23 protein-coding genes and 3 tRNA genes are annotated in these 20,623 nt (G+C 58.5%); 12 read left to right on the top strand and 14 right to left on the bottom strand.

The features are described 5' to 3' along the window. Positions 1 to 162: 162 nt before the first annotated feature. Both ACWKV9_RS09300 and ACWKV9_RS09295 read right to left on the bottom strand, forming a co-directional pair. Complete coding sequence (locus ACWKV9_RS09300) at positions 163 to 1,248, bottom strand: 3-deoxy-7-phosphoheptulonate synthase (RefSeq protein WP_483835810.1); 1,086 nt, start codon at positions 1,246 to 1,248, stop codon at positions 163 to 165. A gap of 41 nt (positions 1,249 to 1,289) precedes the next feature. Next, positions 1,290 to 1,442 (bottom strand): hypothetical protein, encoded by a 153-nt coding sequence (locus tag ACWKV9_RS09295; protein WP_483835809.1) that lies wholly within the window; start codon positions 1,440 to 1,442, stop codon positions 1,290 to 1,292. Positions 1,443 to 1,936: 494 nt separating this feature from the next. On the opposite strand from ACWKV9_RS09295, the gene ACWKV9_RS09290 reads away from it, so the two are divergent. Beyond that, on the top strand, positions 1,937 to 2,689 hold the full coding sequence (locus ACWKV9_RS09290; protein ID WP_483835808.1) for a carbon-nitrogen hydrolase family protein: 753 nt from the start codon (positions 1,937 to 1,939) through the stop codon (positions 2,687 to 2,689). A 47-nt stretch (positions 2,690 to 2,736) separates the two neighbouring features. Here the strand turns inward: ACWKV9_RS09290 and ACWKV9_RS09285 are convergent, their stop codons facing one another. Next, the gene (locus tag ACWKV9_RS09285) at positions 2,737 to 2,970 is read right to left on the bottom strand and encodes a DNA-binding protein (protein WP_483835807.1); all 234 of its coding nucleotides are present in this window, start codon (positions 2,968 to 2,970) and stop codon (positions 2,737 to 2,739) included. An 81-nt stretch (positions 2,971 to 3,051) separates the two neighbouring features. On the opposite strand from ACWKV9_RS09285, the gene ACWKV9_RS09280 reads away from it, so the two are divergent. The 6 genes from ACWKV9_RS09280 (at position 3,052) to ACWKV9_RS09255 (ending at position 6,920) form a co-directional block, all read left to right on the top strand. After that, positions 3,052 to 3,414 (top strand): helix-turn-helix domain-containing protein, encoded by a 363-nt coding sequence (locus ACWKV9_RS09280; protein ID WP_483835806.1) that lies wholly within the window; start codon positions 3,052 to 3,054, stop codon positions 3,412 to 3,414. Between the two features lie 187 nt (positions 3,415 to 3,601). Next, a complete protein-coding gene (gacA, locus tag ACWKV9_RS09275) occupies positions 3,602 to 4,246 on the top strand; it encodes a response regulator transcription factor GacA (protein ID WP_483835805.1) in 645 nt (214 codons plus the stop codon). A gap of 1 nt (position 4,247) precedes the next feature. After that, positions 4,248 to 6,071 carry an excinuclease ABC subunit UvrC gene (gene uvrC, locus ACWKV9_RS09270; RefSeq protein WP_483835981.1) on the top strand — a complete coding sequence of 608 codons (1,824 nt, stop codon included), beginning with the start codon at positions 4,248 to 4,250 and terminating at the stop codon, positions 6,069 to 6,071. Between the two features lie 32 nt (positions 6,072 to 6,103). Then, on the top strand, positions 6,104 to 6,664 hold the full coding sequence (gene pgsA / locus ACWKV9_RS09265) for a CDP-diacylglycerol--glycerol-3-phosphate 3-phosphatidyltransferase (RefSeq protein WP_483835804.1): 561 nt from the start codon (positions 6,104 to 6,106) through the stop codon (positions 6,662 to 6,664). Positions 6,665 to 6,724: 60 nt separating this feature from the next. Continuing rightward, positions 6,725 to 6,800, top strand: a tRNA-Gly gene (locus tag ACWKV9_RS09260). Positions 6,801 to 6,846: 46 nt separating this feature from the next. Beyond that, a tRNA-Cys gene (locus ACWKV9_RS09255) sits at positions 6,847 to 6,920 on the top strand. Positions 6,921 to 7,185: 265 nt separating this feature from the next. On the opposite strand, the gene ACWKV9_RS09250 is transcribed toward ACWKV9_RS09255, so the two are convergent. Continuing rightward, on the bottom strand, positions 7,186 to 7,473 hold the full coding sequence (locus ACWKV9_RS09250) for a type II toxin-antitoxin system RelE family toxin (protein ID WP_483835803.1): 288 nt from the start codon (positions 7,471 to 7,473) through the stop codon (positions 7,186 to 7,188). Positions 7,474 to 7,485: 12 nt separating this feature from the next. Continuing rightward, positions 7,486 to 7,776, bottom strand: a complete 291-nt coding sequence (locus ACWKV9_RS09245) for a type II toxin-antitoxin system Phd/YefM family antitoxin (protein ID WP_483835802.1) — start codon at positions 7,774 to 7,776, stop codon at positions 7,486 to 7,488. 395 nt (positions 7,777 to 8,171) lie between these two features. Between ACWKV9_RS09245 and ACWKV9_RS09240 the strand changes: the two genes are divergently transcribed. From ACWKV9_RS09240 to ACWKV9_RS09230, 3 genes are all read left to right on the top strand, one after another. After that, a tRNA-Leu gene (locus tag ACWKV9_RS09240) sits at positions 8,172 to 8,258 on the top strand. A 265-nt stretch (positions 8,259 to 8,523) separates the two neighbouring features. Then, entirely contained in the window at positions 8,524 to 8,742 is a 219-nt protein-coding gene (locus tag ACWKV9_RS09235) for a hypothetical protein (protein ID WP_483835801.1), read from the top strand. Between the two features lie 124 nt (positions 8,743 to 8,866). Further along, on the top strand, positions 8,867 to 9,100 hold the full coding sequence (locus ACWKV9_RS09230) for a hypothetical protein (RefSeq protein ID WP_483835800.1): 234 nt from the start codon (positions 8,867 to 8,869) through the stop codon (positions 9,098 to 9,100). Positions 9,101 to 9,111: 11 nt separating this feature from the next. Here the strand turns inward: ACWKV9_RS09230 and ACWKV9_RS09225 are convergent, their stop codons facing one another. From ACWKV9_RS09225 to ACWKV9_RS09195, 7 genes are all read right to left on the bottom strand, one after another. Continuing rightward, complete coding sequence (locus ACWKV9_RS09225) at positions 9,112 to 11,784, bottom strand: excinuclease ABC subunit UvrA (protein WP_483835799.1); 2,673 nt, start codon at positions 11,782 to 11,784, stop codon at positions 9,112 to 9,114. A 37-nt stretch (positions 11,785 to 11,821) separates the two neighbouring features. Then, the gene (locus ACWKV9_RS09220) at positions 11,822 to 11,995 is read right to left on the bottom strand and encodes a hypothetical protein (protein WP_483835798.1); all 174 of its coding nucleotides are present in this window, start codon (positions 11,993 to 11,995) and stop codon (positions 11,822 to 11,824) included. A 61-nt stretch (positions 11,996 to 12,056) separates the two neighbouring features. Continuing rightward, on the bottom strand, positions 12,057 to 13,100 hold the full coding sequence (locus ACWKV9_RS09215) for a DNA topoisomerase IB (RefSeq protein ID WP_483835797.1): 1,044 nt from the start codon (positions 13,098 to 13,100) through the stop codon (positions 12,057 to 12,059). Positions 13,101 to 13,194: 94 nt separating this feature from the next. After that, positions 13,195 to 14,283 carry a molybdenum ABC transporter ATP-binding protein gene (gene modC / locus ACWKV9_RS09210; protein WP_483835796.1) on the bottom strand — a complete coding sequence of 363 codons (1,089 nt, stop codon included), beginning with the start codon at positions 14,281 to 14,283 and terminating at the stop codon, positions 13,195 to 13,197. A gap of 3 nt (positions 14,284 to 14,286) precedes the next feature. After that, the gene (gene modB, locus ACWKV9_RS09205; protein WP_483835795.1) at positions 14,287 to 14,967 is read right to left on the bottom strand and encodes a molybdate ABC transporter permease subunit; all 681 of its coding nucleotides are present in this window, start codon (positions 14,965 to 14,967) and stop codon (positions 14,287 to 14,289) included. Next, entirely contained in the window at positions 14,968 to 15,687 is a 720-nt protein-coding gene (gene modA, locus ACWKV9_RS09200) for a molybdate ABC transporter substrate-binding protein (RefSeq protein ID WP_483835980.1), read from the bottom strand. It lies immediately after the preceding gene. A gap of 370 nt (positions 15,688 to 16,057) precedes the next feature. Continuing rightward, positions 16,058 to 17,131, bottom strand: coding sequence for an NAD(P)H-dependent flavin oxidoreductase (locus ACWKV9_RS09195; protein WP_483835794.1), 1,074 nt, complete (start codon positions 17,129 to 17,131; stop codon positions 16,058 to 16,060). 101 nt (positions 17,132 to 17,232) lie between these two features. Here ACWKV9_RS09195 and acuR point away from each other — a divergent pair, with 101 nt between their 5' ends. Continuing rightward, entirely contained in the window at positions 17,233 to 17,868 is a 636-nt protein-coding gene (gene acuR, locus ACWKV9_RS09190; protein WP_483835793.1) for an acrylate utilization transcriptional regulator AcuR, read from the top strand. Positions 17,869 to 17,929: 61 nt separating this feature from the next. Continuing rightward, positions 17,930 to 18,913 carry an acrylyl-CoA reductase (NADPH) gene (gene acuI / locus ACWKV9_RS09185; protein ID WP_483835792.1) on the top strand — a complete coding sequence of 328 codons (984 nt, stop codon included), beginning with the start codon at positions 17,930 to 17,932 and terminating at the stop codon, positions 18,911 to 18,913. On the opposite strand, the gene ACWKV9_RS09180 is transcribed toward acuI, so the two are convergent. Beyond that, the gene (locus ACWKV9_RS09180; protein WP_483835791.1) at positions 18,897 to 19,352 is read right to left on the bottom strand and encodes an antitoxin Xre/MbcA/ParS toxin-binding domain-containing protein; all 456 of its coding nucleotides are present in this window, start codon (positions 19,350 to 19,352) and stop codon (positions 18,897 to 18,899) included. The two genes, acuI and ACWKV9_RS09180, sit on opposite strands and share 17 nt — an antisense overlap. A gap of 103 nt (positions 19,353 to 19,455) precedes the next feature. Beyond that, positions 19,456 to 20,556 carry a bifunctional DNA-binding transcriptional regulator/O6-methylguanine-DNA methyltransferase Ada gene (ada, locus tag ACWKV9_RS09175; protein ID WP_483835790.1) on the bottom strand — a complete coding sequence of 367 codons (1,101 nt, stop codon included), beginning with the start codon at positions 20,554 to 20,556 and terminating at the stop codon, positions 19,456 to 19,458. Positions 20,557 to 20,623: the final 67 nt, after the last annotated feature.

The following is a 20,623-nucleotide window of genomic DNA, read 5'->3' as shown; positions in this document are numbered from 1 at the left end:
GCTTCGGGGCAGGGGATGACAGCGCGATCCGGGGGCGTCTTCGTCAATGGCGGATTGTTTCTCACACACCCTGTCTATAAAGGCAGCGCACTGCTCAGCCGTCGGTGACGCTCGAAACAGTAGCCGGCCACGCATCGTTGGCCGGCTTCCCATTTCCAGTTGTTACCTGTAGCGCAATTTGGTCACCGCTGTGCGGAGCAAGTGCTCGGTGCCGTCCCAACCCAGGCAGCCGTCGGTCACCGATACGCCGTAGCGCATCGAGTCGCTTACCGGCTGGCATCCTTCAAATAAGTGACTTTCCAGCATCATGCCGATCAGGCTGTCGTCGCCCTGTAGGCGCTGTTCAAGTACATCGTTGAATACGGCCGGCTGGCGTAGAGGGTTTTTGCCGCTGTTGGCGTGACTGCAATCAACCATGATTCGCGCCGCCGTGCGGTTTTTCAGCAGGCTGGCGTTGACTTGGGCGACGCTTTGCCGATCGTAGTTCGGGCCGGCATGACCGCCGCGCAACACGATATGAGTGTCCGGGTTACCTTGGGTCTCGATGATTGCCGAATGCCCCTGGCGATCAACACCGAAGTGGCGATGGGGATGGGCCGCCGAGCGAATCGCGTCACAGGCCACGGCGATTCCGCCGTCGGTGCCGTTCTTGAATCCAACCGGCATCATCAGGCCGCTGGCCATTTCCCGGTGGATTTGTGATTCGGTGGTGCGCGCCCCAATGGCTACCCAGCTCAACAGGTCGTCGAAGTAGCCCGCTGCCATCGGTTGCAGCAGTTCTGTGGCGACGGGCAGGCCCAGCCGCAGCATTTCGCGCATCAGGTGACGGGACAGGGTGAGGCCACCCACCATGTCGTCGCTGCCATCCAGATGCGGATCGTAGGCCAGGCCTTTCCAGCCCACTGTGGTTCGGGGTTTTTCAACGTAAGCACGCATGACCAGCAGCATTTGGTCGCTGACTTCGGCCGCCAGTTCAGCCAGGCGTTGGGCGTATTCCAGAGCAGATTGGGGGTCATGGATTGAGCAGGGACCAACGATGACCAGCAAGCGGGAGTCTTCACCGTTGAGGATTGCGCGGACCGACTGGCGGTGTGCGTCTACTTGCTGGGTCAGCGATGCATCCAGCGGCAACTGGTGCTTGAGGTGCGACGGGCTGGGCAAGCGCTGTGGAGCGGGGATGCTGTCAAGCAAGGTCACAGGGCTGGACGCAATGTCTGACAGGCTTTTGGTGGCGACGGACGAATTCATGTTCTGGCTTCCTGGCCGGCGGGGGGCATTCCCGCGCGGGCCTACTGGGGTGTTCGACAATTAGCCGGATTGGCTGTGGATGTGCGGCTGCCACCTTTCATTGAGCGTTCGGAGGCGGCTGGCTGGCCCGAGCGCAGGTTGCTAAATCGCCAGGCGAAGTCGATGTCGTTGCGGTAATAGCGGCGGTTGTTCATGTGGTGATCCTCAATGATGGTCAGGTTGCATTTGGCAATTTTTGCGGGGCTTAAAAAAACAAAACCCCCGATCGGGTAGCCGACCGGGGGTAGAGAATTCTCTGGTTGGCGTCCCCTTAACAGTGGGCGCCGGATGGGTATCAGGCGCGCCAGTGGCTAAACCAATACCCATAAAAATAAGAAACGCGGGAGTTGCCCGGTTGGCTCGCATCCAACGCAGCCATCTGCGCAACCGGACGCGAGGCGTAGGCAGTGCGGCATAGCTGAGAGGGGGTGGAAGGCAACATGGTTCGTCTCCGTTGAGTGCAGGCGAGCTTACTTCACGGCGGCAACTGTGTTCAATTGGAAATATCAATAAATGCTATTGAGTGTCCTGCGCTGGTGCCCCAACGACATTTTGCACATCGGAATCAAGGGACAAAAACAGTACAGTAGCCGCGACCATTCCGGCAGCCAGGGCATTGCCTTTGGGAAATCATGGGAAGCGATCTTCAATGAGCGTCACTACTTACGCGGTTGCGCAGATCCAGGTCGTGGCGGGCGACGTTCACGCCAATGTGCAAAAGCACTTGCGTTTCATGCATCAGGCTGCGGCGCGAGGCGTGGAGTTTCTGTTGTTTCCCGAACTGTCGTTAACGGGCTATGAGCCAGGACTGGCCCGTGACCTGGCCATGAATGCTGATGACGTCCGTATGCAGCCACTGCGCGACTTCGCAGCGCAGGACGCGATGGTGACGGTGATGGGCGCGCCGCTTCTCGCAAATCGGGGCGCCGACATTTTCATCGCTGCGTTGATCTTCGGTAAGGGCGGGCAAACTGGTGTTTATACCAAGCAACATCTGCACTCGGGCGAAGAGCAAGTCTTTACTGCGGGTACGGGGGGCGCAATGCTGAGCATCGATTCGCAACAGATTGCATTGGCCGTTTGCGCTGACTTCAGTCACGCCAGCCACGTCTTGCAAGCAGCAACGAACGGCGCGGATATATATGCAGCCAGCGTGTTGATTTCCCGAAACGGATACTGCGCTGACACCCAATTACTTGCCGGCTATGCGCGGGAGCATGGAGTCGTGGTCATGATGGCAAATCACGGCGGTCCAACCGGAGGCTGGCAGTCGGCGGGCAGGAGCGCCATATGGGCTACCGACGGCGAGCCGATTGGGGCGGTGGAAGGCGAGGGCGACTATTTACTTTTAGCCACACACTGCGACGGGCATTGGTCTGCAGTCGTTGAACCGTTGATGTAAGCGCAAATACGATCGCTCGGCTGGGGAGCTTGATACTCACTCAGCCATCAATCAGAAGGCAGTTCAATAAGGCTGCCATCGGCCGCCATGATCACTCCGACTTTCATTCCCAACAGCACAGCGACGCGATGGGCTTCTCCGCGACGGCCTTTTTTGCGACCCGACAAAATCTGGTAAGTCGTTGCCGGGTCGACGTTATTTTCCCGAGCAAACTCTTGAACCGATTTCCCCTGTTGTTCCAGCCAGGCCTTGGCTTGTGCTGCGGTGCGGATTCCGGGCATAGTTCAAAACCGTTCAAGTCAGTATATTTTTATCGGATTCTACCATTCGTAAGGATGGAGACAACAGGGTTATGCATTCAAATGAGTGGAATAGGCATTCGGCTTAGGGAAGAACGCGATCGGTTGGGACTGTCCCAAAAAGCGTTCGGTGAAATCGGCGGTGTCGAGGCCAACGCACAGGGAAAGTATGAAAGCGGTCATCGCATGCCCAAGGCTGATTATCTGGCAGCGGTTGCTCGTAGTGGCGTCGACGTTCTTTATGTACTAACCGGCAGGCGCATCCCGGTTCCGCTAAATCGTCTGAGTCAGGTTGAGGAATGGGTGTTGGGCAGTTACCGGTCGTTGGAGAAAGAGGACCAGGACGCCATTCGCCGTCTTACCACTACGCTGGCCGAGTTCTCGGCTCCTTATGCAGCGGTGAAGAGACCGGTCGAAGAAGATTAGACGCGGGGCTTTGACAGGACACAGGCCCGAAGATATATGCGAAGGATGCGTGCGATGGTGATAGGTTGTCGGGATGAGCACTGAGTTTCACAACTTTAGCGCTGGCTTGGCAGCAAGTCGGGTCCCGCTCATTCTTTTTTGCTAAAGTGACGAGCATTCGTCATAAATTGTTTCGTGAGGTGTCTGCTTGATAAGGGTGCTCGTTGTCGATGACCACGATCTGGTTCGGACAGGTATCACGCGCATGTTGGCCGACATTGAAGGTTTGCAGGTTGTTGGTCAGGCCGATTCCGGTGAGGAGTCTCTCAAGAAGGCCCGGGAGTTAAAGCCGGACGTCGTGCTGATGGATGTCAAGATGCCCGGTATCGGCGGTCTCGAAGCGACTCGCAAAATGCTGATCAGTCATCCCGATATAAAAGTGGTGGCAGTGACGGTGTGTGAGGATGATCCGTTTCCGACCCGACTGCTGCAGGCCGGTGCCGCCGGTTACATGACCAAAGGCGCAGGGCTGACCGAAATGGTTCAGGCCATTCGCCTGGTTTTCGCGGGCCAGCGTTACATCAGTCCGCAAATCGCCCAACAGCTCGCGCTCAAGTCTTTTCAGCCCCAAGCCAGCAACTCTCCGTTTGATCTGTTATCCGAGCGGGAAATCCAGATTGCCCTCATGATCGTCGGCTGCCAGAAAGTGCAGACGATTTCTGACAAGCTGTGCCTTTCTCCTAAAACCGTGAATACCTACCGTTACCGCATCTTTGAAAAGCTATCGATCGGCAGTGATGTCGAACTGGCTTTGTTGGCTGTCCGTCACGGCATGGTCGATGCCAGCGCCTGAAATGACTCAATTGTTCGATCCCAGTGCTTTTCTTTCTACCTGCAGCGGCCGTCCTGGTGTGTATCGGATGTTCGACGCAGAGGCGCGCCTGCTTTATGTCGGTAAAGCCAAGAATCTAAAAAAACGCCTCGCCAGTTATTTTCGAAAAACCGGCCACGCCCCGAAGACTGGCGCCCTTGTCGCGCGGATTGCGCAGATAGAAACCACCATCACCGCCAATGAAACAGAGGCGTTGCTGCTGGAACAGACGCTGATCAAGGAATCACGTCCGCCGTACAATATTTTGCTGCGTGACGATAAATCTTATCCTTATGTACACCTATCTGACGGCCCGTTCCCGCGTTTGAGCATTCATCGTGGAGCGAAAAAAGCCAAAGGCCGCTATTTCGGACCGTACCCAAGCGCTGGCGCGATTCGTGAAAGCCTGAGCTTGATGCAGAAGACATTTCTGGTGCGCCAGTGCGAAGACAGTTTCTACAAAAACCGCAATAGACCGTGCCTGCAGTATCAGATCAAGCGCTGCAAAGCGCCTTGCGTCGGGTTCGTCGAGCCGCAGGTCTATGCCGAAGATGTTCGCCACTCAGTGATGTTTCTCGAGGGCCGCAGCAATGCGCTGACCGATGAGCTGAACATGCTGATGGAAAAGTCCGCCATGGAACTCAACTTTGAGCACGCTGCCGAGTTGCGTGACCAGATTGGCCTGCTGCGACGTGTGCAGGATCAGCAAAGCATGGATGGCGGCACCGGCGACGTTGACGTCGTCGCAGCGTTCACCAACCCCGGCGGTGCGTGCGTGCATTTGATCAGTGTGCGTGGTGGGCGTGTGCTCGGCAGCAAGAACTTCTTCCCCCAGGTAGGCATCGAGGAGGAGGTTGGCGAGGTCATGTCGGCGTTTTTGGCGCAGTATTTTCTGGGCGGGACAGACCGTGAATTGCCGGGTGAGATAATCGTCAATGTGGTCAATGAGGACTTCCCGGCATTGATCGAGGCAATCGAGACCTCGCGCGGCCGTGAATTGACCATCAGTCACCGTGTGCGAGGAACTCGTGCCCGCTGGCAGCAATTGGCGGTGACCAATGCCGAGCAAGCATTAGGTGCCAGACTCGCGAACCGACAACACATGGCAGCGCGGTTTGAGGCGTTGGCTGAGGTGCTAAAACTCGACGAGGCGCCGTTGCGCCTTGAGTGCTACGACATCAGTCACTCCAGTGGCGAAGCGACGGTAGCATCATGCGTAGTGTTCGGGCCTGAGGGGCCGATCAAATCCGACTACCGTCGTTACAACATCGAAGGCATAACAGGCGGCGACGATTACGCGGCAATGCACCAGGCGCTTACCCGGCGTTTCAGCAAGATAAAGGACGGCGAAGGCAAGTTGCCGGACATCCTGATCGTCGACGGCGGCAAGGGACAACTGTCCATGGCTCGGGAGGTCATGAACGAACTGGCCGTGCCGGACCTTATTTTGTTGGGTATCGCCAAGGGCGCCACGCGCAAGGCAGGTTTTGAAACCTTGTACCTGAATGACGCCGCCCATGAATTTACTTTGAAAGGCGATTCTCCTGCGTTGCATCTGATTCAGCAGATCCGCGATGAGGCCCACCGCTTTGCCATCACCGGACACCGCGCCCGACGCGGCAAGACACGGCGCACTTCAACGCTTGAAGGTGTTGCAGGGGTAGGGCCTACGCGTCGTCGCGATCTGCTTAAACATTTTGGCGGATTGCAGGAATTGTCCCGCGCCAGTATCGAAGAAATCGCAAAAGCGCCGGGAATCAGTAAAAAGCTCGCAGAGTCGATTTATGCGAACCTGCACAGCGAGTAGAATGCCCGCTCACCTCGTAGCCAGTTGTGCCGATGAATATCCCTAATCTGATCACCGTTTTACGTGTCTTACTGATTCCGATCTTCATTCTGCTGTTTTATTTGCCTTACACCTGGAGCTACATGGCGGCCAGTTCAGTCTTTGCCCTCGCTGCTGCGACGGATTGGCTGGATGGATATCTGGCGCGCCGACTTGAGCAAAGCACCCCGTTTGGTGCGTTTCTCGATCCTGTGGCAGACAAGCTCATGGTGGCGGTGGCATTGGTGCTCCTGGTTCAGGCGCACGCTAATTTCTGGCTGACGTTGCCTGCTGCCGTCATCATCGGCCGCGAAATTGTTATCTCCGCGCTACGTGAATGGATGGCGGAACTGGGCGCCCGCGCTCAGGTTGCAGTGTCCAATCTGGGCAAGTGGAAGACTGCTGCACAAATGATTGCCTTGGTCATCTTGCTCGCCAACCCTCCGGCGTTTACGTTCTGGGTGGTATTGGGTTACGTGCTGCTGATGATTGCTGCCGGCTTGACCTTGTGGTCGATGGTGCAATATTTGCGCGCCGCGTGGCCGCATCTGCGAACCACGACGGATGAGAAATAAGTTTTTGAATCAAAGGGTTGACGTCGTCATTTGAATCTATAGAATGGCGGCCACCAAGAAGCGGGAATAGCTCAGTTGGTAGAGCACGACCTTGCCAAGGTCGGGGTCGCGAGTTCGAGTCTCGTTTCCCGCTCCAAGTTTGTATGCATTGGGTGTCAGTAGTCAGGGCATTGAATGTTTGAGGCCGAGTAGCAAAATGGTTATGCCGCGGATTGCAAATCCGCTTACGCCGGTTCGATTCCGACCTCGGCCTCCACTTTAAAAGCCCCTAAGATCAACGTCTTAGGGGCTTTTTCTTTGCCTCGGTTTAAGTGAGGTGTTCCGCAACTTTCAGTAGGTGTTCCGCACCTCGACTCAGTAGCGCCTAACCCGTTTCTACAAACGCGCCAAGCGACTGCTCCCGACATTGTGTAACGCCGGGGGGATTGCTTGGCTGGAGTTGCTACGCTGTTCCCATGTTTGGATAAATTAATCCAAATCTCTTTTACGCTGAACCAGCCCGTTGGTCGCGCACACGTTTCTTAAACCCGTCGCTCAGCGGCGTCATAGACCTCTTTATCACGTCGGGCACCCACCGAGATAATCAGTACCTGAATGGCCTTGCCATTGACCTTATAAACAATGCGTGTATCGCGTGTCCGGATCCTGCGACAGCCCGCGAGGCTGGCGCGAAGTGGTTTTCCGCACTTGTCGGGTTCGCCTTTAACGATGCGTTCCTCGATTACATCAAGGATTCGGTTGGCGGCAGCCGCGCCAAGTTGATCCAGGTCTTCCGTAACCTGCGGATGATAAATCACATCCCAAACCATTCATCCTCCTCATTAATCCTTGCGGGCGTACCTGGAACGCATTGCGTCATGCGGGATAGCGTCGGCTTCATCAAAATTCGCAAGACGCTCGCGGGCCACGGCTTCAATCCTCAGTTCTTCGAGTTCGTCCAATAGTTCCTGGTATGCGTCCACGTTGAGAATCACCGCAGCGGGTTCGTTGTCTTTGAAAATGACAAGCCGTTCGGTTGTTCTGTTTGAGATATCCTTAAGCTTCGCGCTGAAACCTCTCACCATCGCCGTAACGGAGATGGCTTGGTCTGCGCGATCCAATAATGCTGCCATAATTGACCCCTTGTACGAGAGCATGAGCGTACTGCAGTACGTCCAACAATACGCATAGTTATGTGTTGAATTATATGTTTAGTGCGCATTCTAACCCTGTTAGGCAAAAAGAGCTTACGCCTTCGGTTGATTTCTTCCGCTTGCAATTACCGGCAATAATGCAGGGTGCGTTCAGGGCAACATGTCGGTTTCGGCACCACTGCTGGCAAGTCGGCCATGCGTTCCTACTTCGTAGATCACTGATTTATCGCGGTTTTTTATGTTGCTTAGTTCGAATATTCCGTCGCATTTAGCCGTTCGTGACCCTTGCATCGAGGGGGAGGGATGTATATATTCCCCCCTCGTTGCGCAGGCCGCTTGCTTGGCAAGCCGCAGGGGCGCAAACCAGTGCTACCGCCCTGATGGTGAAATTGGTAGACACACCGGACTTAAAATCCGTCGTCCGAAAGGATGTGCCGGTTCGACTCCGGCTCGGGGCACCATACAAATCAGGCGCTTACGGAGCAATCCGAAGCGCCTGAGTCGTTTCTGAAATCTGCATTCTGCAAATTGCCTGTCGCAAACTCTCCCCATGTCCAGCGCTAGGTTCAGCACCGTGTGAACGGTCTGGATCTCCCGCCATCCGGTCACTTGCGACCCTACGAATACGTCTTGCTGTTGGCTACCGCTCGTCAGTAGACATACGTTCGTTTGAGTCAAATGCACACATCTGCAGTCTGTTAACTGTCAGTCAAATCGAGACAGTCTATGCAACCCGTTGAAATGCTTACTCAGGACAGTCAAAAGCTGCTTGGCGAACTCAATAGGGCTACTACGGCCATGATGTTGATCGGCCTGGATCAAGTGGGTAGTCCCGAATGGCATGAAGCGCATTTGCGCCAGCAACAGGCATTCGCCGTGTGGTTGCGATACCTGCGAACGGACCCGAACTCACGAGTCAAGTCCACAGGCCTTGCCGCGGCTTGATGCAGATGATGTGAACTGGCTGCCGTGTGTCTGAGAACAAAGGCTGGAGGGTTGAGCCATTGAACATTTACCTGACCGATTGGTCAGGATAAGTACCTCAAGTGGTCTCACCAAGGAAATCCTTATGCCTTTGCATACCGTCACCTATCTCTTCGAGCAAAGCCCCCGTAGCTATAGCTTCGACTTGGGCCAGCCCCAACTTTCTGCTGAAGAAGCCGCCATGCACCTGATCCAGTTGCATTTCGGCGACTCCGAAAACAGCCTGAACATGCCTAACGCCGATGCGTCTCCGGACGATGTGCTGCGCCAGGCCGAGTTGCTTGGCTTGTCGAACATCAAGGTCCAAACCCCGGCCTGACAATTAGAATTTCACTCACCCTGCAGCGCCTTTTTCAAGAACGGCGCTGTGCGGCTGGCTTTGGCCTTGATTACCTTCTCCGGCGTACCGCTGGCGACGATCCGTCCGCCCTTGTCGCCAGCGCCAGGGCCAATGTCGATCACCCAATCGCTTTGCGCAACGACGCGCATCTCATGCTCGACCACAATCACCGTATGCCCGCCATCGACCAATGCGTTCAGTTGTTTGAGTAGCCGATCTACATCGCACGGGTGCAGCCCGGTAGTGGGTTCGTCGAGGACGTAAAGTGTCGCTCCTCGCTGGTTGCGTTGCAGCTCGGTGGCAAGCTTGATGCGTTGCGCTTCGCCGCCCGACAATTCGGTCGCAGGCTGGCCCAGGCGCAGATAGCCCAGGCCGATGTCGCGCAGCACCGATAGCGAGCGCAGTACGCCGGGTTGGGCTGCAAATACGTCAACCGCTTGATCAACGGTCAGGCGCAACACATCGGCAATGCTTAGGCCCTCCCACATAATCGCCAGCGTTTCGGGGTTATAGCGTGCGCCGTGGCAGGTCGGGCAGGGCGCATAGACGCTCGGCATGAACAGCAATTCGACGCTGACGAAGCCTTCTCCCTCGCACACCGGGCAACGCCCTTTGGCGACGTTGAAGGAAAACTGCCCTGCGTCGTAGTGACGGGATTTTGCTTCAGGCGTGGCGGCGAACAGCTTGCGCACGTTGTCGAACAGCCCGGTATAAGTCGCAAGGTTGGAGCGGGGCGTGCGTCCGATCGGCTTCTGGTCCACCTGCACCAGACGCGTAATAGTGTCGAGCCCGCCAGTGATGCGCCCGTCAGTAACCTGCGGCGCGTCATCCTCCAGGCTGGGCTCATCCTGCTCTGCGACCGCTGCGCCAGGCCGTCCCAGCGCGGTACCGACCAGTTCGAGCAGCGCCTGGCTGACCAGGCTCGACTTGCCCGAGCCGGAAACCCCGGTCACTGAGGTGAAGCAGCCCAAGGGAAATTCGGCCTTCAGTTTGTTCAGGTTGTTGCGCGTGATGCCTTCAAGCGTCAGCCAGCCGGATGCGCTGCGTCGTGGCTCAATGCGCGCCACTGGCTTGGCGAACAAATGCGCGCGGGTTTGTGATTCCTCAACATCGGCTAGGCCCGCAGGTGGCCCGCTGTAGAGGACGCGCCCGCCATGCTCGCCAGCGGCAGGGCCGACGTCGATCAGCCAGTCGGCACGGCGCATGGTTTCCAGATCGTGTTCAACAACGAACAACGAATTTCCCGCCGCCTTGAGCTGTTGCAAGGCCTGGAACAACGCCTCGCTGTCCGCCGGATGCAACCCCGCAGATGGCTCGTCGAGCACGTAGATCACACCGAACAGTTGCGAGCCCAACTGCGTAGCCAGACGCAAACGCTGCAGTTCGCCGGACGATAACGTAGGCGTACTGCGCTCCAAGGCCAGATAGCCCAAACCCAGCTCAGTCAGCGTGCTGACCCGAGCGAGCAAATCCTGAGCAATGCGTTGCGCGGCAAGGCGTTTTTCAATCGATAGATTAGGCGTCCCGCGTACATCGGGCGCAGCGTCGTGAGCCGAGCCACCAGCCTTGATGCGCTTCTTGCGCGCCTTGTCCATCTGAGCGCGGTCCAAGGTCCCGCCATCACCTTCGTCCATAAAAGTACCCGCAGCCACCGGACGCAGTACTTCAGCCAGGCTCAACAACGGCATCTGTTGCAGTTCGCCGATATCCAGCCCGGCAAACTTCACCGATAGTGCTTCGCGCTTCAATCTTTTGCCATCGCACAGCGGGCACGGGCTGCCGCGCATGAATTGCGATACGCGCTTTTTCATCAGCGCGCTTTGCGAATGGGTGAAGGTGTGCAGCACATAGCGACGGGCGCCGATGAAGGTGCCCTGATAGCTGGGCTCGACCTTGCGTTTGATGGCGATTTTGGTTTCTTCAGGCGTGAGCCCCGCGTACACCGGCGCAGTGGGCGATTCCTCGGTGAACATAATCCAGTCGCGCTGCTTTTTAGGCAGGTCGCGCCACGGGATGTCGACGTCGTAGCCCAGCGTCACCAGAATGTCCCGCTGGTTCTGACCCTGCCAGGCAGGCGGCCAGGATGCGATCGCACGCTGGCGAATGGTCAGCGAGTCATCGGGCACCATCAGTTGTTCGGTCACTTCATAGACGCGGCCCAGACCGTGGCATTCGGAGCAAGCGCCTTGGGGCAGATTGGGCGAGAAATCCTCGGCGTACAGCATCGGTTGGCCCGGAGGATAACTGCCAGCGCGGGAATACAGCATGCGAATCAGGCTGGACAAGGTGGTGACGCTGCCCACTGACGATCGCGTGCTCGGCGTGCCGCGCTGCTGTTGCAAGGCGACGGCGGGCGGCAGGCCATCGATTGAATCAACATCCGGCACGCCCACCTGATCAATCAGCCGTCTGGCATAAGGCGCGACGGACTCGAAATAACGACGCTGGGCTTCGGCGTACACCGTCGAAAACGCCAGTGACGACTTGCCTGATCCGGACACCCCGGTGAACACCACCAGCGCATCCCGGGGGATGTCTACATCCACGTCCTTGAGATTGTGCTCGCGTGCGCCGCGCACCCTGACAAACCCGCTGTGGCCAGGCGTGGGTGAAGCAGGAGGGGGAAGAGCGGCATGAGCAGGGGACGGAGATTTTGAAGTCATTTTCCAGCCTTATCGGGCGTCGAGGTAGCGGGGCGGTTTACTCGGCGCTGGGGATTTTCGCGGTGTGGCCTTGATCGTCATGTTCGCCACCAGTCTGGGTTTGCTCCTGGCGGGTTTCATCGACGCGGTCTTCGTGGTCGGCGATGTCGGCGGGTCTTGCGTGCGGATCATTGAGATTCTCGCCGTGCAGGTCGTGCTTGTCATGGGCCATGTGGAGATTCCTGTGTTGGATATGTAAAAGGCCGAACCTGCAACGCTCGGTGGTTGAGTGTTCAGCTCGCCTGTTGTTCCAGCTGCGCTTGCAGCCCCTTGAGGAAGTTCGCCAGTGCGACCTCTTCCTGGCGCAGGCCCTTGCGCTGCCGTGACGGGGGCAGCTTGTGCAGGTCCCCCACCAGAAACCCTTCCAGAACCGCCGGATGGATATAGCACTTGCGGCACACGGCAGGCGTATTACCCAACTGCTGTGAAACAGCCTTTATCATGCTGACAATATGCTTTTTGGCGTCCGCTGCGGGTTGCCAGTCCAGCTTGCTCAGGGTTGCCAGTGCCAACGCGCTGCCCGCCCAGGTTCGATAGTCCTTGGCGGTAAAGTCGGCACCGGTGAGTTCGTGCAGATAGTTGTTGATGTCCGAAGACGACACCGTGTGGCGCTGGCCGTCATCGTCCAGATACTGAAACAGGTTTTGGCCGGGCAACTCCATGCAGCGCTTGATGATTGTGGCGAGGCGCCTGTCCTTCACGCTGATCTGATGCTCGACGCCGCTCTTGCCACGAAACTCAAACAGGATCTCGCTGCCCTTGACGTCCACGTGTTTGTTACGCAACGTAGTCAGGCCATACGAGCGGTTGTCCCGGGCGTACTGGGTGTTGCCGATGCGGATCAGCGTGGCGTCGAGCAGCGACACGACCGTGGCCATGACTTTGTCGCGGCCCATGCCTGGCACCGCAAGCTGCGCTTCCAGTTGCTTGCGCACCTTGGGCAGCGCGATACCAAAAGCGATCATCCGTGAGTATTTGTTCTCGTCCCGGATCTCGCGCCAGCGCGGGTGGTAGCGGTACTGCTTGCGACCCTTGGCGTCACGGCCGGTAGCCTGGAGATGGCCGCGCGGGTCGGCGCAAATCCACACGTCGGTGTAGGCAGGCGGTATGACTAACAAGTTGATGCGCTTGATCACCGCTTCGTCGCGGATGCGCTCACCGGCTTTGTCGAAATAGACGAATTTGCCCCGCAGGACTTTGCGACTGAAACCGGGCTGGCTGTCATCGACGTAGTGCAAATCCTTGGGGAGCTGAGCGATGACGTCGGAATCGGGCATGACGGATTGTCCTGAGGGCTGGTCTTCTGATTGACCGCCGTCGTTTCCAGTCGTGCCGAGAATTTAACGTCGGCCCCATGACAGGACCGATCGATCAGGCAAGCAGCGCCACGGATTTGATCTGCGCCCACAGCCGTTGACCAGGATGCAGTTTCAGTTGATCCCTGGAGAACCGTGTAATGCGCGCGAGCAACGGCGTGCCGCCAGCATCCATGCGCACCAGCACGTGGGCCGCGTTGTCGGCGGGCACTTCGCTGACGATGGTTACCGGCAGGCGGTTGAGAATGCTGCTGTGTTCATCGGGCTGGAGATTGAGGCTGACGTCCCGCGCCTGGATTTTAAAGCGCAGCGGTTTGCCCGGTTGCAGCGGCGAGTGGGCAACGCGAATCGTCAGCTCGCTGCCTGGCAAGCGCACAGTGAGCAGTTGGTAGGCGTTGTCATAAGCAATGACGGTGCCCTCGATCACCACACCTGCATCGTCGCCCATGGCAAGCGGCAGATCGAGGCGCGCCAGGGTTTCGCCAATAGGGCCGCTGGCAAGCACCCTGCCTTCGCTGAGCAGCACCAAGTGATCAGCCAGCCGCGCCACTTCGTCCTGGGAGTGACTGACGTAGAGCATCGGGATTTCCAGCTCATCGTGCAGGCGCTCCAGATACGGCAGGATTTCACCTTTGCGCTTGCTATCCAGTGCTGCCAGCGGTTCATCCAGCAGCAGTATTTTCGGGCTGGTCAGCAGCGCGCGGGCGATGCCGACCCGCTGACGCTCGCCGCCGGAAAGGTTGCCAGGCTGACGCGCCAGCAGATGATCGATCCCCAGCAATTCGCTGGCGTGGTCCAGTTGCACCCGCCGTTCCTGAGCCGGGATGCGCCGCAAGCCGAACTCAAGATTGCCCTTCACGGTGAGGTGCGGGAACAGGCTCGCTTCCTGGAACACATATCCGAGCGAGCGCTTATGTGGCGGCAAGAACACGCCCTTAGCGCTGTCTTGCCAGGTTTCACCGTTGATGCAGATCAGACCGTCAGCGGCCTTTTCCAATCCGGCGATGCAGCGCAGGCAAGTGGTCTTGCCTGAGCCGGAGTGGCCGTATAACGCACTGACGCCACGGCCGGGCAGGGCCAGGTCGACGTCCAGCGCAAAGTCTTTAAAGTCCACCTTCAGGCGGATCTCGATGGGTAAAGTCATGAGTCAGCTCCAACCGGCTTTGGTCTTGCCGCTGGAGTAAAGCGCCAACAGAACCAGGAAAGAGAACACCAGCATGAAGCCTGACAGCCAGTGCGCTTGCAGGTACTCCATGGATTCGACGTGATTGAAGATCTGTGTGGAGACCACCCGCGTTTTGTCCGGAATGTTGCCGCCAATCATCAGTACTACTCCGAACTCGCCCACGGTGTGGGCAAAGCCGAGGATGGCCCCGGTGATGAAGCCAGGTTTGGCTAGCGGTAAAACCACGGAGAAGAACGTGTCCCACGGGTTGGCGCGCAAGGTGGCCGCGACTTCCAGCGGCCGGGTGCCGATGGCCGCAAAGGCGTTTTGCAGCGGCTGCACCACGAAGGGCATCGAATACAGCACCGAGCCGATGACCAGCCCCGTGAAACTGAAGGTCAGTGTGCCGAGCCCCAGGCTTTGGGTCAGTTGGCCCAGCGCGCCATTAGGGCCTAGCAACAGCAATAGATAAAAGCCGATCACTGTCGGCGGTAGCACCAACGGTAACGCCACCACCGCGCCAATCGGGCCTTTGAGCCAGGAATTCGTGCGAGCCAACCACAACGCGATGGGCGTGCCGACGATGAGCAAAATCACCGTGGTCAACGACGCCAGTTTCAGCGTCAACCAGATGGCCGCGATGTCAGCACTGCCCAGGTGCATTTACAGCTGATACCCGAAGGACTTGATCACCGCAGCAGCTTTCGGGCCTTTGAGGTACTCCATCAGGGCCTTGGCGGCGGCACTGTCTTTGCCTTTGTTGAGGATCACGGCGTCTTGCTTGATCGGCTCATGCAGGCTGGCTGGCACTATCCACGCCGAGCCGCTGTTCAGTTTGCCGTCCTTGTACACCTGGGACAGGGCGACAAAACCCAACTCGGCGTTGCCGGTGGAGACGAACTGATAGGCCTGGGCAATACTTTGGCCTTCAACAATTTTAGGTTTGGTGGCGTCGGTCAGGCCGAGTTTTGCCAGCACTTGGGTGGCAGCCAGGCCATAAGGGGCGGCTTTCGGGTTGGCGATGGACAGGTGTTGGTACTCGTTCTTCTTCAGCACTTCGCCCTTGTCATCGACGTAACCTTCTTTTGCCGACCACAGCGCCAGGGTGCCGACCGCGTAGGTAAAGCGCGAGCCGTTGACGATCTCGTTTTCCTGCTCAAGCTTGGCCGGAGTGGTGTCATCGGCAGCGAGGAACACCTCAAACGGCGCGCCGTTTTTGATTTGGGTATAAAACTGCCCGGTAGCGCCGAAGGAGGCCACCAGTTTGTGGCCGGTGTCCGCTTCGAAATCCTTGGCGATGGCCTGGATCGGAGCCGTGAAGTTGGCAGCGACCGCCACTTGCACTTCATCGGCGAAGGCACTGCCAGCCGAGGTGACGACCATAGCAAGGGCAAGGGATTTGAAGGTGACGCGAAGGGCGTTGGCGCGCATCAAGCAGCTCCGAATTGTTGTTTGAGGTAATAAGAGAAGGCGGCCGTGCAGGCCAATCGCTATGAACGGAAATATATAGCGCCTCGTCGACTCAAGGAAGCACAGATTTCAAGCGCGCCGGATTTCTGCTTCAGCTTCTACTCCTGCGCCTGCTTTTGCTTATGCTTCTGCCGAAGGCGTAGGAGCGAGGCTTGCCCGCGATGGATGCACCGCATACGGGCGCTTTGCTGCCGGTGCCCGGCAGATCGTCAGCAAGCTGGACTCCTACGGCCTTCGGCCAGAATCAAAAGCGATAAATGCCGCGACAACTTGAAGCAACTCATTAACCGCCTAGCTTCTCCAGTGCGTCAATCGCCAGCTTGCGGGTCAGGTCTTCGGCGGACAGTTCGTGCTTGATGCCCACGGCTTGCCCGGCCCACAAATTCTGAAAACCATCGTCGCCCTGGGGTTCGGCCTTGGCGCGCAGCGGCATCAGTGCGCCGCCTGCGGTGGGGAATGGCGGCGCCAGTGGGCTGACCGGGCCCAGCTCGCGCATGATCCGATTGACAATGCCTCGCGCCGGGCGGCCGGTGAAAATGTTGGTCAGGGCAGTCTGGCTGTCGGTCGCGGCACGCAACGCTTTGTGATGCACGGCAGCAACTTTCGCCTCTGGACAGAACATATAGGCCGTGCCGATCTGCACCGCTGACGCCCCAAGAATGAACGCTGCCGCAATGCCGCGTCCGTCTGCGATGCCGCCTGCTGCAATAACCGGCACGTTGATCGCATCGGCAATCTGCGGCACCAGCGCCATCGTCCCCACTTGAGTGTGCAGTTGATCGCTGAGGAACATCCCGCGATGGCCGCCTGCTTCATAGCCCATGGCGATAACGGCGTCGCAGCCATTGGCCTCCAGCCAGACCGCTTCTTCCACTGTGGTCGCCGAAGAGATGATCTTCGCGCCAGTGGCTTTTACTCTCGCCACCAGCGATGCCTCCGGCAGGCCAAAGTGAAAACTCACCACTTCAGGCTGCAACTCTTCAACCAATTCACAAGCGGCAGCGTCGAACGGGCTGCGGTTCGAAACCGGCGTTGGTGCATCGAAGTCCGCGCCCAACTCTTGATAATAAGGCTGCAGCAGGTTCTTCCAGGTGGCATCGGCGTCCGGGTTGGCGGCAGGGCTAACGTGACAGAAGAAATTCAGGTTCAGCGGCGCGCGGGTGTGTTGGCGGATCAGGCGGACTTCGTCGCGTATCTGCTCGGGGCTCAACATGGCGCAGGGCAGCGATGGCAAACCACCGGAGTTGCCAACAGCAATCGCCATGGCTGAACCACTGGCACCGGCCATCGGCGCTTGAAGAAGGGGCAGTTCAATATCGAAGAGTTTGAGCAGACGCGTGTCGGGCCAAGCGATCATGGGCAGTTCTCCAAAAGAATGTCGGCGACAAATTAGGGCGGGGCGGCCTTTCTCTTTAGTCGAACTGGATTTTATAGACGATCAGTCTAATATCCAGCTCCATGACTGAAATCATTCCTATCCCGCGCAGACCAGGCCGTCCACCCAAGGTGGATCGCGAACATTCCGACACCCGCGAAGCCCTTGTGCGCTGCGGTGTCGAAGTGCTCACCGAGCAGAGTTTCACCGCAACCGGCATCGACGCCATCCTTAAGCGCGTCGGCGTGCCAAAAGGTTCTTTCTATCATTATTTCGCCAGCAAAGAAGCCTTCGGGCGAGTCATATTAGACAGCTACTCCCACTATTTTGCCCGACGACTGGATCGGTGGCTGCTCGATGAAACGCTGTCGCCGCTGGAGCGGTTAGCCGGTTTTGTTCAGCATTCAAAGGCCAGCATGGCGCGGCATGAGTTCAAGCGCGGATGTCTGGTGGGCAATCTGGGGCAGGAAATCAGCATGCTCCCCGAGGGTTTTCGTGAGCAGCTAGAGCTGATTTTCCTGTCCTGGCAAAGCCGCCTCGCGAGATGTTTTGAGCAGGCGAAGGCTGTCAGTGAGCTACCAGCCAGTGCCGATTGCGAAGAGCTTGCGGCGTACTTCTGGATCGGCTGGGAAGGCGCGGTATTGCGCGCGCGCCTGGTTCAAAGTGACGCGCCCCTCAACACGTTCATTACAGGATTTATTCGCGGTCTCCCTCGCTGACAGATCGCGCCAGGCACTGCTCACTCTATTTCTAGACGACCGGTCTATATCGGAGGCAACCATGTTCAACGGCATTTTGATCGACAGAGACGACAGTGGTTATCACGCACGTCTGCGCTCGCTTGACGAAGCTGACCTGCCACCTGGCGACGTCACGATCAACGTCGCGTACAGCACACTCAACTACAAGGACGCACTGGCGATCACTGGCAAAGGTCCGGTGGTGCGCAAGTTTCCGATGGTGCCCGGCGTCGATCTGGCGGGCACTGTCGAAAGCAGCAGTCACCCGGACTTCAACCCGGGCGACGCGGTGCTGCTCAACGGCTGGGGCGTCGGCGAGGGGCACTGGGGCGGGCTTGCGCAAAAGGCGCGGCTCGACGGCAAATGGCTGATCCCGCTGCCTGCTGCCTTCACTGCCGCGCAAGCCATGGCGATCGGCACGGCAGGCTATACGGCGATGCTGGCGGTCATGGCGCTGGAGAAAAACGGCCTGACCCCGGACAACGGCGAAGTGCTGGTAACCGGTGCCAATGGTGGCGTCGGCAGTTTCGCTATTGCCTTGCTGGCAAAGCTTGGCTATCGCGTGGTGGCCTCTACCGGGCGCCTCAGCGAAAGCGACTACCTGAAACAACTCGGCGCTGCTGAAATCATCGATCGCGCCACTTTGTCCGAACCGGGTCGGCCATTGGGCAAAGAGCGCTGGGCTGCCGCGATCGATTCTGTCGGCAGTCACACGTTGGCCAACGTCTGCGCCACCACGCGTTATCGGGGTACTGTCGCGGCGTGCGGGCTGGCGCAGGGCATGGAGTTTCCTGGCTCGGTCGCGCCTTTCATCCTGCGTGGCGTGACCTTGGCGGGGGTGGACAGCGTGATGCGGCCTTATCAGGACCGCATTGATGCCTGGCAACGACTGGGCGTGGACCTCAATCCGGGTTTACTGGCGTTGATCAGTCGTGAGATTGGCCTGAGCGAGGCGATCGAAGTGGCCGGGCAATTGTTGGACGGCACGGTTCGCGGCAGGGTGGTGGTTAACACCGCGCGCTAGCCTCGGCCATTGCGCGCAATAAACGCCGAACCTGCCGCACGCCGATCTCGGTTTCGCACAGCCGGATCGGCGTTTGCTCGTCCAGTGCTGCATGACGGCTGACGATCCAGCGGCTGGCGGCGGCGCGGTCCCCAAGCACAGAGGTGGCCTGAATGGCGATGTTCGCCAGACGGTCCAGGCGTTCAGAAGCCACGACGTCCAGGGGCTGCAAGTCGCGCTGCCGGCGTTCGAGGGTAGACGTCGACACGTTCAGCAACTGCTCCAGACGCCTGGGTGACAGCTTGAACGCCTCGCGCGTGGCTTTGACCCAGCCAGGGGGGAAGCCCGCTTGAATGTAATGCAGGCGCTGCGCTTCGGTACGCGCATTGAGTTGATCGGCGATCAGCCAGAAGGTCGGGGCATCAAACGTACTCGCGCTCTTTGTATCCATCTCGTCCATCAGGCTACATCTCCGTTTTTGACCCGTTGTTGGGGTCAAAAAAGCCTAGTTGAACGAAGATTTCCCGACGCTCAGAGTTGTTACGGATTGGTTCAATGCCTCATCAGTCGAAGGCATCGGGGGACTCTTGAGCTAGAGCCTCGCGTTCAAGCAGCACGTGTTTACGCTCCACGCCCCAGCGATAACCGGACAGCGCGCCGTCGCTGCGCACCACCCGATGGCACGGGATGGCCACTGCGAGCCAGTTTGCGCCGCAGGCTTGAGCCACCGCACGAAACGATTTCGGCGCGCCGATACGCTCGGCGATCTGCGCATAGCTGGCGGTACTGCCCGACGGGATCTGCGCCAAGGCCTGCCAGACTCGCTGCTGAAAGGCGGTGCCTTGCACATCCAGCGGCAACTCAAGGCCGACACCTGGAGCTTCGATAAAACCCACTACCGTCGCCACCAGTTGCTCGAACGCCGGGTCACAACCCACCAGTGTGGCGCTGTGGAATTTGTCCTGAAGATCACGCACCAGTTGCTGCGGATCGTCGCCCAGCAGGATCGCGCACACACCACGGTTGCTTTGCGCCACCAGAATCGAGCCGAGGGAACACTCACCAACCGCAAAGCGGATTTCGTTTCGGCTCCCGCCCTTGCGGTAATCCGTGGGCGTCATCCCCAGCAGCTGGTCAGACGTTTCATAGAACCGGCTGTTGGAGTTGAAACCGGCGTCATACAGGGCGTCGGTAATCGAGCCGTTATCTGCCAGTTTCTGACGCATCTTCTGTCCGCGGTGGGCTGTGGCATAGCCTTTAGGCGTCAGGCCGGTCACGCTTTTGAATACCCGGTGGAAATGCCATGGACTCAAACCTGCCTGCTCGGCCAATTCATGCAGGCTCGGTACATGCTCCGCCTGGGAAATGTGCTGGCACGCGCGGGCCACCAGTGCAGCGTGTTGTCCGCCCAGTCGCGCTTGTACCGCCGTCGCCCGTTGGCTGGGGCGATAACCGGCGGCCTCTGCCTGGGCAGGCGTGTCGAAAAACTCAACGTTTTGCGGCCGGGGCAGGCGAGCGGTGCTGCCGGGCGGGCAATAAATTCCGGTGGTTCGCACGCCATAGACAAACTGGCCCTGTAGCGAGGCGTCCCGCGCGACGATGGCTTGCCAGCGCGGATCGTTCTCAACGAGCTCGGAATGGGTGACGGATCTGGCGCGTGGCATGGCTGCATGACCTCTGAAGACTGATGCGGCTCAGATTATGGGTGCAGCAGCGAACAAAAACTCCGAG

The organism is Pseudomonas corni (assembly GCF_057128765.1).
Note: the sequence above shows the minus strand (reverse complement) of the source record. Positions and strands in the feature narration are given on the sequence as shown.